Origin of the sequence: Candidatus Arsenophonus nilaparvatae (assembly GCF_045346035.1) — a bacterium.
In the GTDB taxonomy this organism is placed as follows: Bacteria; Pseudomonadota; Gammaproteobacteria; order Enterobacterales; family Enterobacteriaceae; genus Arsenophonus; species Arsenophonus nilaparvatae.
The window spans coordinates 1,254,182-1,270,066 of record NZ_CP158507.1 but is presented as its reverse complement, the minus strand read 5'-3'; the positions used below and the strand labels follow the sequence as shown (position 1 = coordinate 1,270,066).

Annotated in this window: 12 protein-coding genes and 1 pseudogene; 8 read left to right on the top strand and 5 right to left on the bottom strand. The window is 36.8% G+C overall.

Annotated elements, in window-relative coordinates; translation table 11 throughout:
* Window positions 1–108: 108 nt before the first annotated feature.
* Window positions 109–690 carry an NAD(P)H-dependent oxidoreductase gene (locus WH390_RS06130; protein ID WP_032115856.1) on the bottom strand — a complete coding sequence of 194 codons (582 nt, stop codon included), beginning with the start codon at window positions 688–690 and terminating at the stop codon, window positions 109–111.
* A gap of 224 nt (window positions 691–914) precedes the next feature.
* Here WH390_RS06130 and yafC point away from each other — a divergent pair, with 224 nt between their 5' ends.
* On the top strand, window positions 915–1,826 hold the full coding sequence (gene yafC / locus WH390_RS06125) for a DNA-binding transcriptional regulator YafC (protein WP_032115857.1): 912 nt from the start codon (window positions 915–917) through the stop codon (window positions 1,824–1,826).
* Window positions 1,827–1,840: 14 nt separating this feature from the next.
* Here the strand turns inward: yafC and dkgB are convergent, their stop codons facing one another.
* The gene (gene dkgB / locus WH390_RS06120; protein WP_032115858.1) at window positions 1,841–2,647 is read right to left on the bottom strand and encodes a 2,5-didehydrogluconate reductase DkgB; all 807 of its coding nucleotides are present in this window, start codon (window positions 2,645–2,647) and stop codon (window positions 1,841–1,843) included.
* A gap of 285 nt (window positions 2,648–2,932) precedes the next feature.
* On the opposite strand from dkgB, the gene WH390_RS06115 reads away from it, so the two are divergent.
* Together WH390_RS06115 and WH390_RS06110 are read left to right on the top strand one after the other, a co-directional pair.
* Window positions 2,933–3,262: a helix-turn-helix transcriptional regulator gene (locus WH390_RS06115; RefSeq protein ID WP_202962593.1), complete on the top strand. Its 330-nt coding sequence runs from the start codon at window positions 2,933–2,935 to the stop codon at window positions 3,260–3,262.
* Window positions 3,262–4,572: a type II toxin-antitoxin system HipA family toxin gene (locus tag WH390_RS06110; protein WP_238565695.1), complete on the top strand. Its 1,311-nt coding sequence runs from the start codon at window positions 3,262–3,264 to the stop codon at window positions 4,570–4,572. Before WH390_RS06115 ends, WH390_RS06110 begins: the two co-directional genes overlap by 1 nt.
* Before the next feature lie 62 nt (window positions 4,573–4,634).
* On the opposite strand, the gene WH390_RS06105 is transcribed toward WH390_RS06110, so the two are convergent.
* A complete protein-coding gene (locus WH390_RS06105) occupies window positions 4,635–5,108 on the bottom strand; it encodes a nucleoside deaminase (protein WP_032115860.1) in 474 nt (157 codons plus the stop codon).
* A gap of 589 nt (window positions 5,109–5,697) precedes the next feature.
* Between WH390_RS06105 and WH390_RS06100 the strand changes: the two genes are divergently transcribed.
* The 4 genes and pseudogenes from WH390_RS06100 to WH390_RS06085 all read left to right on the top strand — a co-directional run.
* The gene (locus WH390_RS06100) at window positions 5,698–6,690 is read left to right on the top strand and encodes an MBL fold metallo-hydrolase (RefSeq protein ID WP_052044910.1); all 993 of its coding nucleotides are present in this window, start codon (window positions 5,698–5,700) and stop codon (window positions 6,688–6,690) included.
* 531 nt (window positions 6,691–7,221) lie between these two features.
* Window positions 7,222–8,019: a hypothetical protein gene (locus tag WH390_RS06095; protein WP_032115861.1), complete on the top strand. Its 798-nt coding sequence runs from the start codon at window positions 7,222–7,224 to the stop codon at window positions 8,017–8,019.
* A 270-nt stretch (window positions 8,020–8,289) separates the two neighbouring features.
* Window positions 8,290–9,291 carry a hypothetical protein gene (locus tag WH390_RS06090; RefSeq protein WP_148305580.1) on the top strand — a complete coding sequence of 334 codons (1,002 nt, stop codon included), beginning with the start codon at window positions 8,290–8,292 and terminating at the stop codon, window positions 9,289–9,291.
* A gap of 401 nt (window positions 9,292–9,692) precedes the next feature.
* Window positions 9,693–11,318, top strand: a pseudogene (locus tag WH390_RS06085) (pentapeptide repeat-containing protein); the annotation flags it as partial.
* Here the strand turns inward: WH390_RS06085 and WH390_RS06080 are convergent.
* Window positions 11,309–11,740, bottom strand: coding sequence for a pentapeptide repeat-containing protein (locus WH390_RS06080; protein WP_072012865.1), 432 nt, complete (start codon window positions 11,738–11,740; stop codon window positions 11,309–11,311). The pseudogene WH390_RS06085 and the gene WH390_RS06080 overlap by 10 nt on opposite strands.
* Here WH390_RS06080 and WH390_RS06075 point away from each other — a divergent pair.
* Window positions 11,739–14,162 carry a pentapeptide repeat-containing protein gene (locus WH390_RS06075; protein WP_052044912.1) on the top strand — a complete coding sequence of 808 codons (2,424 nt, stop codon included), beginning with the start codon at window positions 11,739–11,741 and terminating at the stop codon, window positions 14,160–14,162. The genes WH390_RS06080 and WH390_RS06075 overlap by 2 nt on opposite strands.
* A gap of 107 nt (window positions 14,163–14,269) precedes the next feature.
* On the opposite strand, the gene ahpF is transcribed toward WH390_RS06075, so the two are convergent.
* The gene (gene ahpF, locus WH390_RS06070) at window positions 14,270–15,832 is read right to left on the bottom strand and encodes an alkyl hydroperoxide reductase subunit F (protein WP_032115863.1); all 1,563 of its coding nucleotides are present in this window, start codon (window positions 15,830–15,832) and stop codon (window positions 14,270–14,272) included.
* Window positions 15,833–15,885 lie beyond the last annotated feature (53 nt).

Here is a 15,885-nt window from a genome sequence, read left to right as displayed (position 1 = left end):
GCTAATTGACGCTTGCCAAAGCGCTCGATGAGCTGAGTGTGGGCTGCTAAGCAGCCCATGTCCGGCTGCCCGGTTTTATTATATCATTGAATATACTCAATATTGTAACTAACCAAACACCTTGTTCAAATGTAAATGATACTCTTCAATATAACTCTCAATATCGGGTGATTTAATCACATTGTTAACAATAAATGTTGATAAAGGCTCCATACCCAGAAATTGATTAGCCTTGTGAAAAGATAAATAAACACCATCTACACCGGCCGCATTAAAAAATTGCATTTCATCGGTAAAAGCTTCTAAAGGTGCATTCCAGGTTACTGATAACATATATTTCTTACCCTGAATTAATCCACCCGAGCCATATTTCTTACTGGCATCTGAACGCGTACGTCCATCACTGGCATACAATAAGCCATGCCCTTCGGTAAAAACTTCATCCATATACTTTTTTACCGTCCACGGGGCACCCATCCACCACCCTGGCATTTGCCAAATAATAACATCAGCCTGTAAAATTTTTTGTACTTCATCGTTAACATTATATTGACTATCAGCCCGTACGATTTCGACATCATGTCCTATCCTGGATAAATAATCTTCTGCTACTTTAGTTAGCGTATCATTTAATTGACCTTCAGAATGGCCAAATTTTTTTCCACCATTAATAATTAAGATACTGCTCATCATAACCTCTAATTAACCTCGTTATTATTATCATATGCGGTAAGACACCACGCTTAAATGACGAGAATGTATAAAATTATTTGCCTATATAACAATAATCAGACTAATGACTAAAATCACGAATAAACAAATGGTATTATTTTTATTTGTAGTCAAAAATTAATTTTCGCGTTAACTAATTTAGCTTGCCTAAGCATTAGTGACTGGCTATAGGAATAATATTAATGAAAGCAAATTCTGAAGAGTTGATGATTTTTGTGTCAGTAGTTGAGAATGGCAGTTTTAGCCAAGCAGCGGAACAACTACAATTAGCAAATTCTTCTGTCAGTCGGGCAATAAAAAAACTGGAAAAAAAGCTTGGTGTTAGCTTACTTAATCGCACTACTCGACAACTCAGTTTAACTGATGAAGGTAAGCACTATTTCAACCGTATTCAACATGCACTGCAAGAAATGACAGCGGCTGAAAATGAGTTGATGGAATCTAAACTTAGGCCAAGTGGTTTATTACGTATCGATGCAGCAACACCGGTGGTACTACACCTACTGATGCCAATGATCAAAACCTTTCGTATGCGTTATCCTGAAATAACAATATCGCTGATCTCCTCCGAGAGTTATATCAATCTTATAGAACGCAAAGTCGATATTGCTATTCGTGCAGGTAAGCTAGCTGACTCTAGTTTACGAGCTAGATTACTTTTTTCCAGCAGACGAAAAATAGTTGCCGCACCAGAATATCTGCAACAATTTGGTGTTCCCCAAACAATTGACGAGTTGCAAAACCATCTTTGTTTAGGTTTTACTGAACCCAGTTCTCTTAATAGCTGGCCAATACCCGAGCGCTCAGGCCAACAACATACGATCACCGTTGGTCTTTCTTCCAATAGTGGCGAAACGCTGAAACAACTTTGCCTAACTGGTAATGGTATCACCTGCTTGTCCGATTTTATGATCGATAAGGAGATTGCCAACGGTCAACTTATTGAGTTGTTTGTTGAGCAACGATTGCCGCTCACAATGCCCTTTCACGCAGTATATTACAGTGATCAGCCAGTCAGTGTAAGAATACGGATCTTTATCGATTATCTAATTGAATTTTTAAATAGCTCCCGTAGGAGTTCAACTAATGCTTAAAAAACTGCCACAATTTAATTATCCCATTTCGGTGCCAATCCTTCTGGGTTAACTAGACGTTCATTACGTTCAAGCGTTGCTATTGCGGCCATATCTTCTGTATCAAGTTTCAATTCAACTGCTTTTAAATTACTGGCTAAATTTTCCCGCTTAGTTGAAGATGGGATCACGCTATAACCTAGCGCCATCGCCCACGACAATATTACCTGTGCAGCAGTAGCCTGATGTTTTTTAGCTATCTGCTTTATAACTTCATCTTGCAGCGCTTTACCATAAGCTAATGTCATATAAGAAGTAATATGTATTCCCTGCTCTTTTGCCCAGGCGGCCACCTGGCGATTTTGCAAATAAGGCGATAGTTCAATTTGATTGGTCGCAATATGCTCTATGCCAACAGCGGCCACGGCTTGTTGCATCAAATCAATGGTAAAATTCGACACACCAATTTCACGAGTTAGCCCCATATTTTTGGCTGTTAATAAAGCCTGCATACTTTCCCTAACACTTACTGCATTATGTGGTGACGGCCAATGAATTAAAGTTAAGTCGACATAATCAGTGCCTAACTTGGTTAAGCTTTCTTTGAGGCTATGAATTAATTTTTCTTTACTCAGATTTTCTGGCCATATTTTTGTCGTAATATAGATATCTTCACGCGGCACCCCACTTGCAGCAATGGCTTGCCCTACTTCAGCTTCATTATCATAGATCTGAGCTGTATCAATAGCACGATATCCCAATGCAAGCGCATCTTTTACCGATGAGATCACAACATCGCCTTTAAGACGAAAAGTACCGATTCCAAAAGTAGGAACTGACATAAAACCTCTTAGCATTAAATGTATGAATGACTATTGTTAGAAAATTAAGCTTAATAATAAAGAGTCCGATTGGCACAAATTTTTTGCCGATTAAGCAATAATTGTTCATTAAACGATATTTAATAGACTTTATAATATCCCATATTGGATACATTATGTGATATTACTGGCAATAATATCCATATTTTAGAACATTAAACCATAATATGATTAAACTACCATAATATGCTAATATATACTCATAAACATAGATTTAGTAACTTAATGTTCTTAAAAGAGGACACTATGGGTATATCTGAAAAATCAGCTTCAGCTATTGCGGCGGAATTGGGCGAACGTTTGAAACAGGCTCGATTAAATCATGACTTAACTCAAGCTGAAGTGGCAGAACTGGCCGGTATCAGCCGAAAAACAGTCCTTAATGCGGAAAAAGGTAATGTCCAATTAACGATCTTAATCGCTATTATGGCAGCATTAAATTTACTGGAACAATTAGATCTATTTTTACCAAAACAGGATATATCACCTATTCAACTGGCTAAATTACAGGGTAAAAAAAGACAACGCGCATCTGGCCATAGAAAAAATAATATAGAGGATTTAGCAGAATGGTAATGGAAGTTATCAATGTCACCTATAAACAGCATGCCGTGGGTGCTGTAAGTTTTGATACCAGCAAAGGTTTAGGTTTCTTTGAATACGATACCGGTTTTATCAAACAAGGAATCGAATTATCACCGTTGAAAATGCCATTAGCGACGCGAATTTACAGTTTTCCAGAATTGGATTTTAATACTTTTAAAGGATTACCAGGTTTAATCGCTGATTCGTTACCAGATGACTTTGGTAATGCGGTGCTTAATGCTTGGGTGGCAACGATGGGTAAATCGCCTGATACCATCACACCATTACAGCGACTACAATATACCGGAAAAAGAGGAATGGGAGCTCTGGAATACATGCCAGCAACCAGGATAAAAAGTCTCAATGCTTCACAACAAGTTGAAATTAGCTCTCTGGTTGCCATCACTCAGGAGATCCTCGATTCAAGGCAAAAATTTACCGTTGAGCTACACAAAAATGGTCAGGAAGATCGCGAAGCAATGATGGCTCTACTTTCAGTTGGTATGAGTGCTGGTGGCGCAAGACCAAAAGCCGTCCTTGCTTTTAATCAAGATTTCACTCAGGTCCGCTCGGGGCAAACCAATGTTCCAGAAGGTTTTACTCATTATTTAATAAAGTTTGATGGCGTTAGTGAACATAACAAAAATCAACAAACCTTTGGTGATCCAGTCGGTTTTGGTGCAATGGAGTATGTTTATTATTTGCTGGCAAGTCGCTGTGGCATAGAGATGATGCCTTGTCAGCTATTGCCTGAAGGTAATAGACGCCACTTTATCACTGAGCGCTTTGATCGTTTTGGTAATAAAAAACGTCATGTACAAACTTTAAATGGCCTTGCTCATGTTGATTACAAAAAACCAGGTTCTTTTTCCTACGCTGAGCTATTCGGTGTTGCCAGACAATTAAAACTTTCAGCCAAAGAGGCAGAACAGCTACTAAAAAGAATGACCTTTAATATTGTCGCTCGCAACCATGATGATCACGCTAAAAATTTTTCTTTTATGCTAAAAGGAGATAAATGGATGTTAGCACCTGCCTATGATTTAGCTTATAGCTACAAGCCCGGTAGTAAATGGGTAAATAGTCATTGGATGAGCTTAAACGGAAAACCTGACAACTTTTCTCGCCAGGATTTTTACTCATTAGAAAAGTTAAGTCCCTTGTTTAGTCGAGAAGTGATCCACAGAATTATTGATGAAACGATAGAGACAGTTTCTGATTGGCGAAAACTGGCTGTTGAGTTTGAAGTGCCTAATTTGCTAGCTCAGGAAATCGACGGAAATTTATGCTTAAATATCTAGCATCGAGTCTATTAGTTAATCGACGCTCACTTAGCTGTCCGGAAATAATCCGGACAGTTTAGCTAACTTTTAATGCTTGATTGCCGTTGCTGTTGCCATAGCTGATAAAGTTCAACTTGTGGCGTTAATTTTAATTGAATAAACGCAAAATCTTGCTGTTGCTGCGGTGGTGATCTTAATTGTTGGGCTAGCTGCTCAGTAGAAAGGCCAAAAGGCGCGGCATCTTGATTGGAATAAGCATAAAAAACACGCTTGATCCCCACCATTCTTATCGCCGCTAAACACATTGGGCAAGGTTGTCCACTGGCATAAACCGTGCAATCGGCTAAATTAACTTTACCTAACGCTTTACTCGCGGCTCTTAATGCCTGTAGCTCAGCATGCGCGGTTGGATCACCTTGTTGTACTATCTGATTAACACCGCAAGCAATTATAGTATTATCTTTGACAATCACTGCACCAAACGGTCTGCCGCCTGCTCTAATATTCTCTTTGGCTAAATTAATTGCTTTTTCTATAAACTGTTGGTCACTCATTTTTTTGCTCCTGCATTTTGTGGCATTTACCCAAATTATTGATAATTTTTTATTTAACTAACCTCAATGGCCTATTGCCTAAATTATCAGTTAAATTAACATTAGCACCATTATTAATTGTTGTTGCACCATCCTAGCATAACCAGCCTCCGTCAAATTTTACTAATTTGTTAAAATAGCTATTAATATATAACGCTAAATTTCGATTAATTTTGTAAATTCAAATGACTATTGAGTATAAAAATAAGTCTAAATTCTCAAATACAATTAATTGCAAAAAATTTATTTTTTATTATTAAGTTTACGTTAATAAATAAAATTGAAATTAATTTTCATTTTATTCGATAAATTATATAAAAATTATTTATTTTCAATATGTTATTTTGATGGGAATTTTTGATTTTCATCAAAATAAAGTCAACATTCAGTATTATTAATAAAACTTTATGTCATAGTATTTACAGGCATAAAATCCTAACCTGCCTATAATTACTTCATTGATATATACATTTATAAAAATTTAATGTTATTCAATCGAATAAAAAAGTTTTACTTCAAAAAACTAACAATATTAATTACAGGATAAAATATGAAACATTTAAAACATTTTATTATTTGGCTATGTTGTCCGCTATTTTTTTTTATTATTATAACCCCAGCCTACTCACAGCAATCAGCAATTAAAGTCACCATCCTCGGTACTGCCGGGCCAGAATATTTTCCCGATCGTTCAGGTATTTCAACATTGATTGAGGCTAATGGCCAAAAATTTCTGTTTGATGTCGGTCATGGTACCAATGAGCAACTTTATAAAAGTCGCATTAATCCAAAAGACATTAATCGTATTTTCCTCACCCATTTACACAGTGACCACTATAATGGTTTAGCGGATGTTTGGCTTACGCCTTGGTTTCTTCTCGGTCGAACTAATGGGATTGAACTATGGGGACCTGATGGAACCTCGGAGATGGTTCAAGGAATGCGTCAAATGTTTGCTCATGATATGAACAAACGAGTAGATAAATATAATCTGTTAAAAAATTTAGAAATAACCATACATCCATTGAAAGATGGCGTTATTTATAACCAAGATGGTATTAAAATTACCGCATTTCCTGTAGAGCATGGCGATGGCAATCCTGCATTTGGTTTTCGATTTGACTATGCGGGCCATAGCGTCGTTATGTCGGGCGATACAACCTATCATCAAAATGTCGTGAAATATGGTACCGGAGCCGATCTACTTATCCACAACGTTGTGGCTTATAATGATCAACTAAGCAAATTACCAGAAATGAAAGAAGTGATGAAAAAACTGGCCACACCGGAGCAAGCAGCTAAAGTCTTTCTGGAAACTAAACCCAAAATGGCGCTCTATTCACATATTGTGACGAAAGGATTAGGTACTAAGCAAGGCGATAAAATAATCATGGAGCGTACACGCAAAGCTGGTTATACCGGCCCACTAATTATGGGTATCGATAGAATGCGTATATTGATTGGTAATGAAATAAAAATCTTACCACCTCAGTCCTTAGCTAATCTTCCCCCTCTTGATAGTAAAGAGCAAATTTTCCCTTAAAGCAGAGAAAATTTAGTAAAACATCACCAATATAGCCATATATTAACGGGAATTTTAATCGAACAAGGATGTTGAATAATATGGATATTTATTTCATCAGAATATTGATATTAAGCATTAGCTGAGCACAATAAAATTATTCACCCGGTTTGACCAAGAGCTAATATAGAAATACTCACTAGCTAAGATCAGCAATTAAATAGATGCTAAAAATAAAATTTAATAATAGAAATAAATTAAATAATAATATTAATGGCCAGTAATTTTTACCAATTAAAATAAATTACGTTTAATAATATACCTAATTTGAAATTATTATTTGTCAATTTCTGCAGAAAAACTCATCAAAAAAAAATCCAACCAATTCACATAACTACTTATTATTTGTTTATTAAATTTAAATCAACAAATAATCACTATACATAATACGATTGAAAAATAATAATCATCATGCATCTATCAATTGGTTAACAATTATTTATCAATAAAACACTATTTATTAATGATTATGATTTAATAAGGAGATTAACTATGGCGGTTGTTAGTAAATTTATTCGTGATCTTGATCCAAGAAAAGATATGGAAGAACAGTTGAAAGAGACACTCAATATTCTAGTCAAGTTGGGAGAAGCCAAATTAGAGAATTTCAAACATGAAATGAATAATTCTTGGCATCAAAGTGATGAAGATAGCCTAGCGCCAGGAGTCACCAAAGATTTTCAAACCGAACGCATGCATGTCATGACCAAAACAGATAGTAAAGATGCCGTTGGTAGTGCCATTGCTAAAACTATCGAATCAGCTTTTTCGCTTTCGAAAGAACCGAATGGCCAAAATGTAGGAAAATTTATCGAAGAGCTGGCAACAAATGGTTTAGATGCGGTATTAGGTTCTGGTTCCGCTTCTGAAGACCAATATAAACAGTATATTATTTATCCGGATAAGGATTTTTTATGTCGCTGTGACATCTGGTATTGGCGTTACAGTATTGAGTCGAAAGGCTTTCAAGAAAAACTAGAACATGTCGTTATTTATCGAATGCAATATGGTGCTGTTGATATTTCACGGGTCGATCCATTTGCTGTCGCCCACTGGTTTAATAAATGGAGCTTAGATACAGAATCGGCAAAAACAACACTTGATCAAGTGGAGGAATTGATGAAGGCTGCTGAACGAACCAAAAAATTATCCGCTCCAATACCTGCAATAGCAATGACAACACCGATCCCAGCTCTAACTTGCCCGCATGTTTCCTTAGAAGAACTACGCCATCAATTATTACGTACCAGAAACTTAAAACATAATTTAGATTTTATCGATTATCCCTAATGATAAAAGCCATCCATTGTTGGATGGCTTCTGGTCTCAACATAAACACAATATTAGTTCGATATCATAGTGATTAAAGCCTTTTAACTCCATTTTGAGCTATTAATATAGATACTTAAAATCGACATAATTAAAATAAATGGCCTATTAACCAGTGTATTCAATCACCGATATTTTTATAAAGAAAATTAATTGTTGCGAAATATTTACTATTGTTATCATTTGGTATATTAAATGTTATTATTTCCTGTTAAAAATAAAGGACTTTTAATGCCAACTATAGGCTCAACCCTACCACCTTCCTGGTTATCACCTACAGCAGACCTTTTACAACATAATAAAAATAACATTGAGAACACGGCGGGTGATAAAGTCGATTTGGATAACCCAATCCAACCAGGTAAAAAAACATCATTAGATACAGCAGAATATGAAGAACCAGCCACTTCAGCTGAAAGTAGCCGCAATATTGCTTTTGAGCAAGCAGATAATAGCACCAACACTTTGTTAATGAAGCCTACCCCGCAGGTTAATATTACTTTACCCGCTTCAGAAACCACCTTCTTTTATCAACTAGCCTATCGTGAACAAAACCGACTTTTACATCTATTATTGGCGCAGGAGAATGATAGCGTCAACCAGCAGAATAAAAGCCTGCCAGTAGGTAATCTGGTTAATGATGTCATTGATTATCTGACTAAATATAAAAACGATGAAGAAAAAATAGCAATCCTTATTAAGCAATTATTAATCCCATTAAATGAATATGGATCTGGTGAAGGAGAAAAAATTTCGCCAGAACGCCAACAAGCAATTATTGCAGATTGGTTACAATTGGCGGTATTAGGAATGTCTTCAGATAGATGGTGTGCCAAACAACTGACAGAGAATAAATCAAAGCCTATTTCATTACTAAATTATGCAAATTTTAAAAAATACTATTTGGACAAATTAAATAGTAAAACGGAATTTGGTTACCTCTCTGCTGAAGCTAAAAGCTATTATCAACAAAATATTCTGCATCGGGTCATGCCAACATTGATGTTGCAGCTTAACATTCCTCTTGAAGACGAACGACTACAAAATATGACGTTAGATCAACCGGAATGGGGATATTTACATGCCGGTGCCATGCTTATGGAAGAAAATGGCACTAAACTTGATCAAATGCTGCTGGATGACATTATCACCATTGGCATGTACTGGAAAGTCTTTTGCAGGCAGGAAAAACGCCAGCCGAATATTCCCACTATTTTAATTTACCTGCCATAATCCACAACCAATTAGATCCTGAGAACATAGAACAGCTAACACAAATAAGTGAACAAGAAAGCGGCGCTATTTATCAGCAATATTTTAATTACTTACATCAATTCAGCCAAAATAATCCTTTTATTCAACTCAGTCATTTATTGCAAGACTGGCAAAGCCGGCCTGAGCTCGCTCGCCAGCAATTAAAGCAACGTGATATTGCTGAAGATTGGTTAAATGACTACTTATACAAGAATAGAGAGGTTGAATATCGCAACACTCAAGATGAAATAACGTTATTACCCAATATCGATGAGATTTTTAAACAGCAAAATCAACATATTACTGATGCTTTTAAGCAAACAGAGTATGTTCTTTTACCTCAAGTGTTTAATTCACTGAGTGAAGAAAAACAACTATTTATGCAACAAGCAGAAATAAATCAACTCAAAGTTGAATATAATGCCCGCGATAATAACATTCATTCTCTGCCACCTGGCGTAGCTGGACTAGTGGCTGAAGATGGACTGATTATTCCTGTGCCTGATGCAATTGATATGCTGATGTGTTCGTTTAATGGAGAAGAGCGTATTTATGCCCTGGAAAAAGATCAAAAAATGGGGAACTATAAATTATCGCGAGTTGACCGCAATCGAGATCTAATCTTTAACTTGATAAAAGATCACAAAAATACCCGTAATAACAAAAATTTTGCTTTGAAGATCCACTCTCCTTCCTTACTAAAAAAAGCAACAGAACAGCCGAAAATAGCATTAGAAAAACTGGCTGAATTACATGCTAACAAGCTATTTAAAAAATTAGATGATGAAGGTTACCAAAAAACCACCCAGCAAAAAGTAGCGGCTTTTTTCTTAAGTCTCATTCCTTTTTATAGCTGCATTACCGAAGCGCAAAAAGGCAATATTAGAGAAGCTATCGTGGCTGGGGTATTTGATATCTTAAGTTTTTTACCCTTTTTGGGCAAAGGACTACAAATTGGTGGACGATTTAGTATTGCGATGGGAGAAGCCACCACTCAAGGGCTTAAAATCGCAGCAAAACAGGCAACGATTGCACAGGCCTTAAAGCAAGGTGGCAAACAGTTTGTAAGTGTTGGCATTCCTCATATAACAAAAAGTGTACCAGCAGAAGCCTACATTGGATTAGGTATTGATTTTATTCGTAGCGCAGATCCGGGATTTGAATTGCTGGCATCGGGAGGTTTAAAGGGTATCAATAGCTTAAAAGATGCAACAATTAAATTAAACCAAAAAAATTATCGCTTAGCTCCCCTAGTCGAAGCCCTGGAAAAACAAGTAAAAAATTTGCCGCAAACATCAATTAAATCATTCAAGATCGAAACAGCCTATCGCCCTGAGTTAAAAACAGAAGTTTTAGTCGTTAATATTGGTAAAAAACAGAATAAAGATATTTTTGTGCAGATAAACTCAGTAACCGGTGTCATTTATGGTCGAAAATATCACCGTGATGCTGCTGGTAATTTGGCATTAGCTCCCGTTCGACTGCAAGAACGCCTTTATCATTTAAAAACCCAAGGTTTGGGCGGTAAAGGATCTAAGATGGCTGCACAAAATTGGCGAACAGAAGAAAAAGCTTTGTCTAGCAAAAAAATACAGAAAGCAAGACTTAAGGGATTTAAAGCATTATATGAAATATTAACCACTCCTAATGACGTGATGGATCTGGCGGGAAAAAATTTAAGCTCTCTTGATCTGGCACGTATCTTAAAAGGCAAAAGAGATTTTTGTCAGGCTAGACTACATAACGCTGATTTTACTAAATCCAATTTGACTGAGGTTAACCTGACTGAAGCTAACCTATCTAACACTAATCTAACAGAAGCTAATTTGAGCAAAGCTAATCTAACTAAAACTGAACTAACGAAAGCTAATCTTACTAAGTCCAATTTGACATCAGCTAACCTAACTCAGGCTAAATTAATTGATGCCAAAATGATAGCGGCTAACCTATCAAAAGCTGATCTGACTCATGCTGTAATGATGAATGCTGATTTAGCTCACGCTGACTTATCTTTCACTACCATGTTAGCATGTCTAAGATTAGCGTCAGTCAAGTCAGCCATTCGCATTGTTGCTAATGTTAGATTAGCGTCAGATAAATTAGTTTCTATCATTTTCGCTTCAGTGAAATTAGCGTGACTTAGATTAACTTGCATCATCCACGCCTTGGTTAGAACACTTTTATTTAGGGTAGTTTCTATCATTTTAGCCCTAGTTAATTTAGCCTCTTGCAAGTTGGCATTAGCCAAATTAGATTCGCTTAGATTACTAGCAGTTAGGTTAGCTTTAGTCAGATTAGAGTCAATTAATTTAGCGACAGTTAGATTAACGCCGTTCATTTCAGCTTGAGTCAGGTTAGCATTCGTTAAGTTAGCGCCGATCATCTTAGCTTCAGTTAGAATAGTATTGTTCAACTGAGTTCCTAACATGATAAAAACTAACTTATCTCAGGCTAATTTAACTAATGCTAAGATGAACTCCGTTAATTTAACTGACGCTAATTTAACCGAAGCTAACATGCTAAGTGCTAAGCTAATTTTCGCTAAGATGATTAAAACAAAGATGGCGAGAGCTACCCTAACTAAAGCTAATCTAGCTCAAGCTGCAATGAACGGGGCAGATTTGTCCCAAGCTAAGATGATAGAGGCAAACTTAACCCAAGCTAACCTGACTGCAGCCAATATGACAGAGGCTACTTTGAATAAAGCTCACCTGACTGAAGTTAAAATGATAAAAGCAAATTTGAGTCACGCTAATCTAACAGAAGCTGATTTGACCACCGCTAACTTAACCCAAGCTAAAATGATAAAAGCAAATTTGAGTCACGCTAATCTGACAGAAGCTAATTTGACAAGTGCTGATTTGAAAGAAACTGATTTGACCACTGCTAATTTAACTAAAGCTGACCTAACTTATGCCTGGCTGAAAGAAGCTAACTTAACTAACGCTAACCTCTCTTCAGCCACAATGATAGCAACAAATTTAACTCATGCTAATCTAACCGGCGCTAAAATGATGGGGGCTAATTTGTCTAATGCTAACCTATTTTCAACTGATATGAATAGCGTTGATCTAACTGATGCTAATCTGACTCAAGCCTGGATGATAGAAACTAACTTAACTAATGCTAACCTAACTCAAGCTAAGATGATATTAACAGATTTGACTCACGTTAATTTAACTAAAGCTAAAATGAACGGGGCTAATCTGTCTCAAGCAACTTTATCTTCAGCTCAAATGAACTTCGTTGATTTAACTGATGCTAATCTGGCTGACGCTCGTTTGAGTGGAACTAATTTGGCAGGCGCTAACCTCAGCCACACTAATTTAACGCATGCCAATCTAACGGGCGCTAATCTAACAGATACCAACCTGACTAACGCTAATCTAACTAATGCTAATCTAACTAATGTTAACTTAAGCAATATTGATTTACATTCGGCCATTTTAGAAGAGCTCGATATTAATAACACTAATTTTGCTGGTGCTAACTTAAACAATACGTTAACTTTAGCGCTCCCTAACAATTGGAGTGCAAGAAACCTAGAGACTAAACTTAATCACTTCAATCATCAAGGTAGTCTATTAACCAGTATCGCAAGTATTGACGATAGATATAATGAATTAAAAATCAAGTTGGCTTGGCAGTTAATCAGTTCATTAAAAGCATCTAATGTTAATCTAAAAGAAGTTACTCTACCACTATTAAACATTTTTATAAAAACCCCGTTTAGTACCGATAAGAACATTAGCACCTTTGTGAATCAACTAATGAGTGAGCAGCAAAAAAACAATCCATCAAACATGCTAAGGACATTGGAACAACAAGCTGGCATGGCTAATGACTTGCTCAATTATTTCAACCAACAGCCGCAACTGATGGCATCCAAGGAATTTAATAATACCTTTATATCCGCCTTACTGACAGCCAGAACTCAAGGGATTAATATAGTAAATGGGATCACAATCGATAGCCTATATGAAAAATATTTAAACTTGCCAAAAATTCAGCAACTAGTCAAACAAGAGGAAATTAAAGGTGTTTTTGGTGATTATGAAGGCAATGCCGATTGGGCAGATACACATGCAGCAAATTACCTACTTTTATCACCGACAAAACCAGGAAGAACGTTAATCGTTTCTGAAAATATTCTCAATAACATGCTACACCCTAACCAGGACACAAAATGGGATAACATCGTTCTTTTTCAGGATGGTAAATGTTTAAGCCCGACTGAATACAATCTGACACAATGTTATCAACAAGAATTTCCGCTGTTCTCAATTCCCTTCAAAGATGGGCATTATCAGGACCCATTGCATAAGCTGATTGAAACATTGGATTTAGGTGAACGCTTTAAGCCACTATTTCTTGATGCGCTTAACTCCAAGAGCCATAACACCAAGCTAGTAGATGATATTGTTCAACAGGAATTAAATAAAATATTTTCTCGTGTGATAGATGCCGAAGAGTATCAATTAAAAGAGCAAAATTATGACCAAATTATCAATTTATTTCATTTAACATCTAGTACCAATAGAGAAAAAGCGGAGCATCTGTTCTCATTAGCCACTGTTTTTAGCCGGTATACAAGTAAGGTATTCTTTGGTACCGAAGTTAACTCCCCAATAATACTTAGATATTATGCCTACGCTTTAATGGAAAAAGCCCATCAAATTGATCCCTCTTTACTATCTGATAGGTTTGCTGAATGGAAGAAACAATTACTCGGAATCGGAGTAGCAAACAATTCCACTTGTACCAATATTTTATCTGACGATATGACTATTTACGCAAGACAGCATTGTAATGACACGTTTAAAAAAATTATTCCTCCCGCCTGGCGATAATGCTATTAAAGCTAAATGCTAATGAAACACTTAATAAAAAAAGCCCCCTCATCGAGGGGGCAATCGTTAAATTCAGTCGATATATCGTTATCAATATAAATAACTGTTTATTCCATTACATTCATCAGATAGTGACTAGCGCTAAGTGATGCCTTCGCCCCTTCTCCTGCCGCAATGATGATCTGTTTATAAGGCACAGTTGTGCAATCGCCGGCAGCAAAGATACCTTTTATATTGGTCTCGCCTTTTTCATCAACCTTGATTTCACCGATTGCATTACGTGCAATTACGCCATCTAACCAATGGGTATTAGGTAGTAAACCAATTTGGACAAAAGTTCCAGCAACCGCTAAATCATGGATTGAACCATCCTGCCGATTTTTATATTGTAAGCCAGTCATTTTGACACCATCCCCTTTGACTTCAAGGGTTTCGGCCTGCAAAATAATATCCACGTTACTTAAACTCGCTAGTTTCTGTTGCAACACTGCGTCGGCTCTCATTTCTGGAGCAAATTCTAATAAAGTAACATGCTCAACAACTCCGGCAAGATCAATCGCGGCTTCAACGCCAGAATTACCTCCACCAATCACAGCAACTCGTTTACCCTTAAATAATGGCCCATCGCAATGGGGGCAATAAGTTACTCCTTTGGTACGATATTCTTTTTCGCCTGGCACATTCATATCACGCCATTTAGCCCCTGTGGCAATAATAATGCTGCGGGAACGCAAAGTAGCACCCGATACTGTTGCAATTTTATGCAACTTATCAGCCGCATCGGCGGGAATGAGTTTTGCTACCATTTGTGAGTCGATAATATCAATATCATAATCATTGACATGGCCACGTAGTGCAGTAGCTAATTTGGGTCCTTCGGTTTTTGACACAGAAATATAATTTTCAATATCAATAGTATCTAAGACCTGCCCACCAAAGCGTTCGCCGATAATACCGGTACGAATACCTTTACGAGCCGCATAAATAGCGGCTGAAGCACCGGCCGGTCCGCTACCAACAATCAAGACATCATAAGGCAATTGCTGATTTAATTTTTGGACAGTATTTTTTTCAGCATTAACATCAATTTTAGTGACAATGTCACTTAAAGTCATCCGCCCCTGCTCAAACTCTTTGCCATTTAGAAACACAGCAGGCACTGCCATAATATTCCGTTGCTGAACTTCAGACTGAAAAATAGCGCCATCGATGGCAGTATGCGTAATATTAGGATTCAAGACCGCCATTAGATTTAAAGCTTGAATTACATCCGGGCAATTATGACATGACAATGAATAATAGGTTTCAAAATGAAACTTTCCCTCTAATTGACGGATCTGCTCTAACAATTCTACCGCTTCTTTCGCTGGATGGCCGCCAACTTGCAATAATGCCAAAACTAATGAGGTAAATTCATGACCTAATGGCAAGCCGGCAAACCGTAATCCGCTATTTTTACCTGGATTAGTAATTAAAAATGAGGGTTTACGTACTGTTAGATTATTGTCTTTATTAAAAGTTATTTTATCTGACAGTGTACTAATGTCCTGTAATAATGTGCTTATCTCGGTAGATTTTTCACTATCATCTAAGGTTGCTATCAACTCAACTGGCTGGGTTAATTTTTCTAAATATAGTTTAAGTTGAGATTTCATGTTGCTATCAAGCATTGCTTTATCCCCGAAAAAAACGGGTGCTAATGCACCCGAACACAGTAAAATTA

Excerpts from the sequence above, each read along its gene's own strand:
- WH390_RS06130 (WP_032115856.1), bottom strand. The coding sequence starts at position 690 with ATGAGCAGTATCTTAATTATTAATGGTGGAAAAAAATTTGGCCATTCT.
- yafC (WP_032115857.1), top strand. The coding sequence starts at position 915 with ATGAAAGCAAATTCTGAAGAGTTGATGATTTTTGTGTCAGTAGTTGAG.
- dkgB (WP_032115858.1), bottom strand. The coding sequence starts at position 2,647 with ATGTCAGTTCCTACTTTTGGAATCGGTACTTTTCGTCTTAAAGGCGAT.
- WH390_RS06115 (WP_202962593.1), top strand. The coding sequence starts at position 2,933 with ATGGGTATATCTGAAAAATCAGCTTCAGCTATTGCGGCGGAATTGGGC.
- WH390_RS06110 (WP_238565695.1), top strand. The coding sequence starts at position 3,262 with ATGGAAGTTATCAATGTCACCTATAAACAGCATGCCGTGGGTGCTGTA.
- WH390_RS06105 (WP_032115860.1), bottom strand. The coding sequence starts at position 5,108 with ATGAGTGACCAACAGTTTATAGAAAAAGCAATTAATTTAGCCAAAGAG.
- WH390_RS06100 (WP_052044910.1), top strand. The coding sequence starts at position 5,698 with ATGAAACATTTAAAACATTTTATTATTTGGCTATGTTGTCCGCTATTT.
- WH390_RS06095 (WP_032115861.1), top strand. The coding sequence starts at position 7,222 with ATGGCGGTTGTTAGTAAATTTATTCGTGATCTTGATCCAAGAAAAGAT.
- WH390_RS06090 (WP_148305580.1), top strand. The coding sequence starts at position 8,290 with ATGCCAACTATAGGCTCAACCCTACCACCTTCCTGGTTATCACCTACA.
- WH390_RS06075 (WP_052044912.1), top strand. The coding sequence starts at position 11,739 with ATGATAAAAACTAACTTATCTCAGGCTAATTTAACTAATGCTAAGATG.
- WH390_RS06080 (WP_072012865.1), bottom strand. The coding sequence starts at position 11,740 with ATGTTAGGAACTCAGTTGAACAATACTATTCTAACTGAAGCTAAGATG.
- ahpF (WP_032115863.1), bottom strand. The coding sequence starts at position 15,832 with ATGCTTGATAGCAACATGAAATCTCAACTTAAACTATATTTAGAAAAA.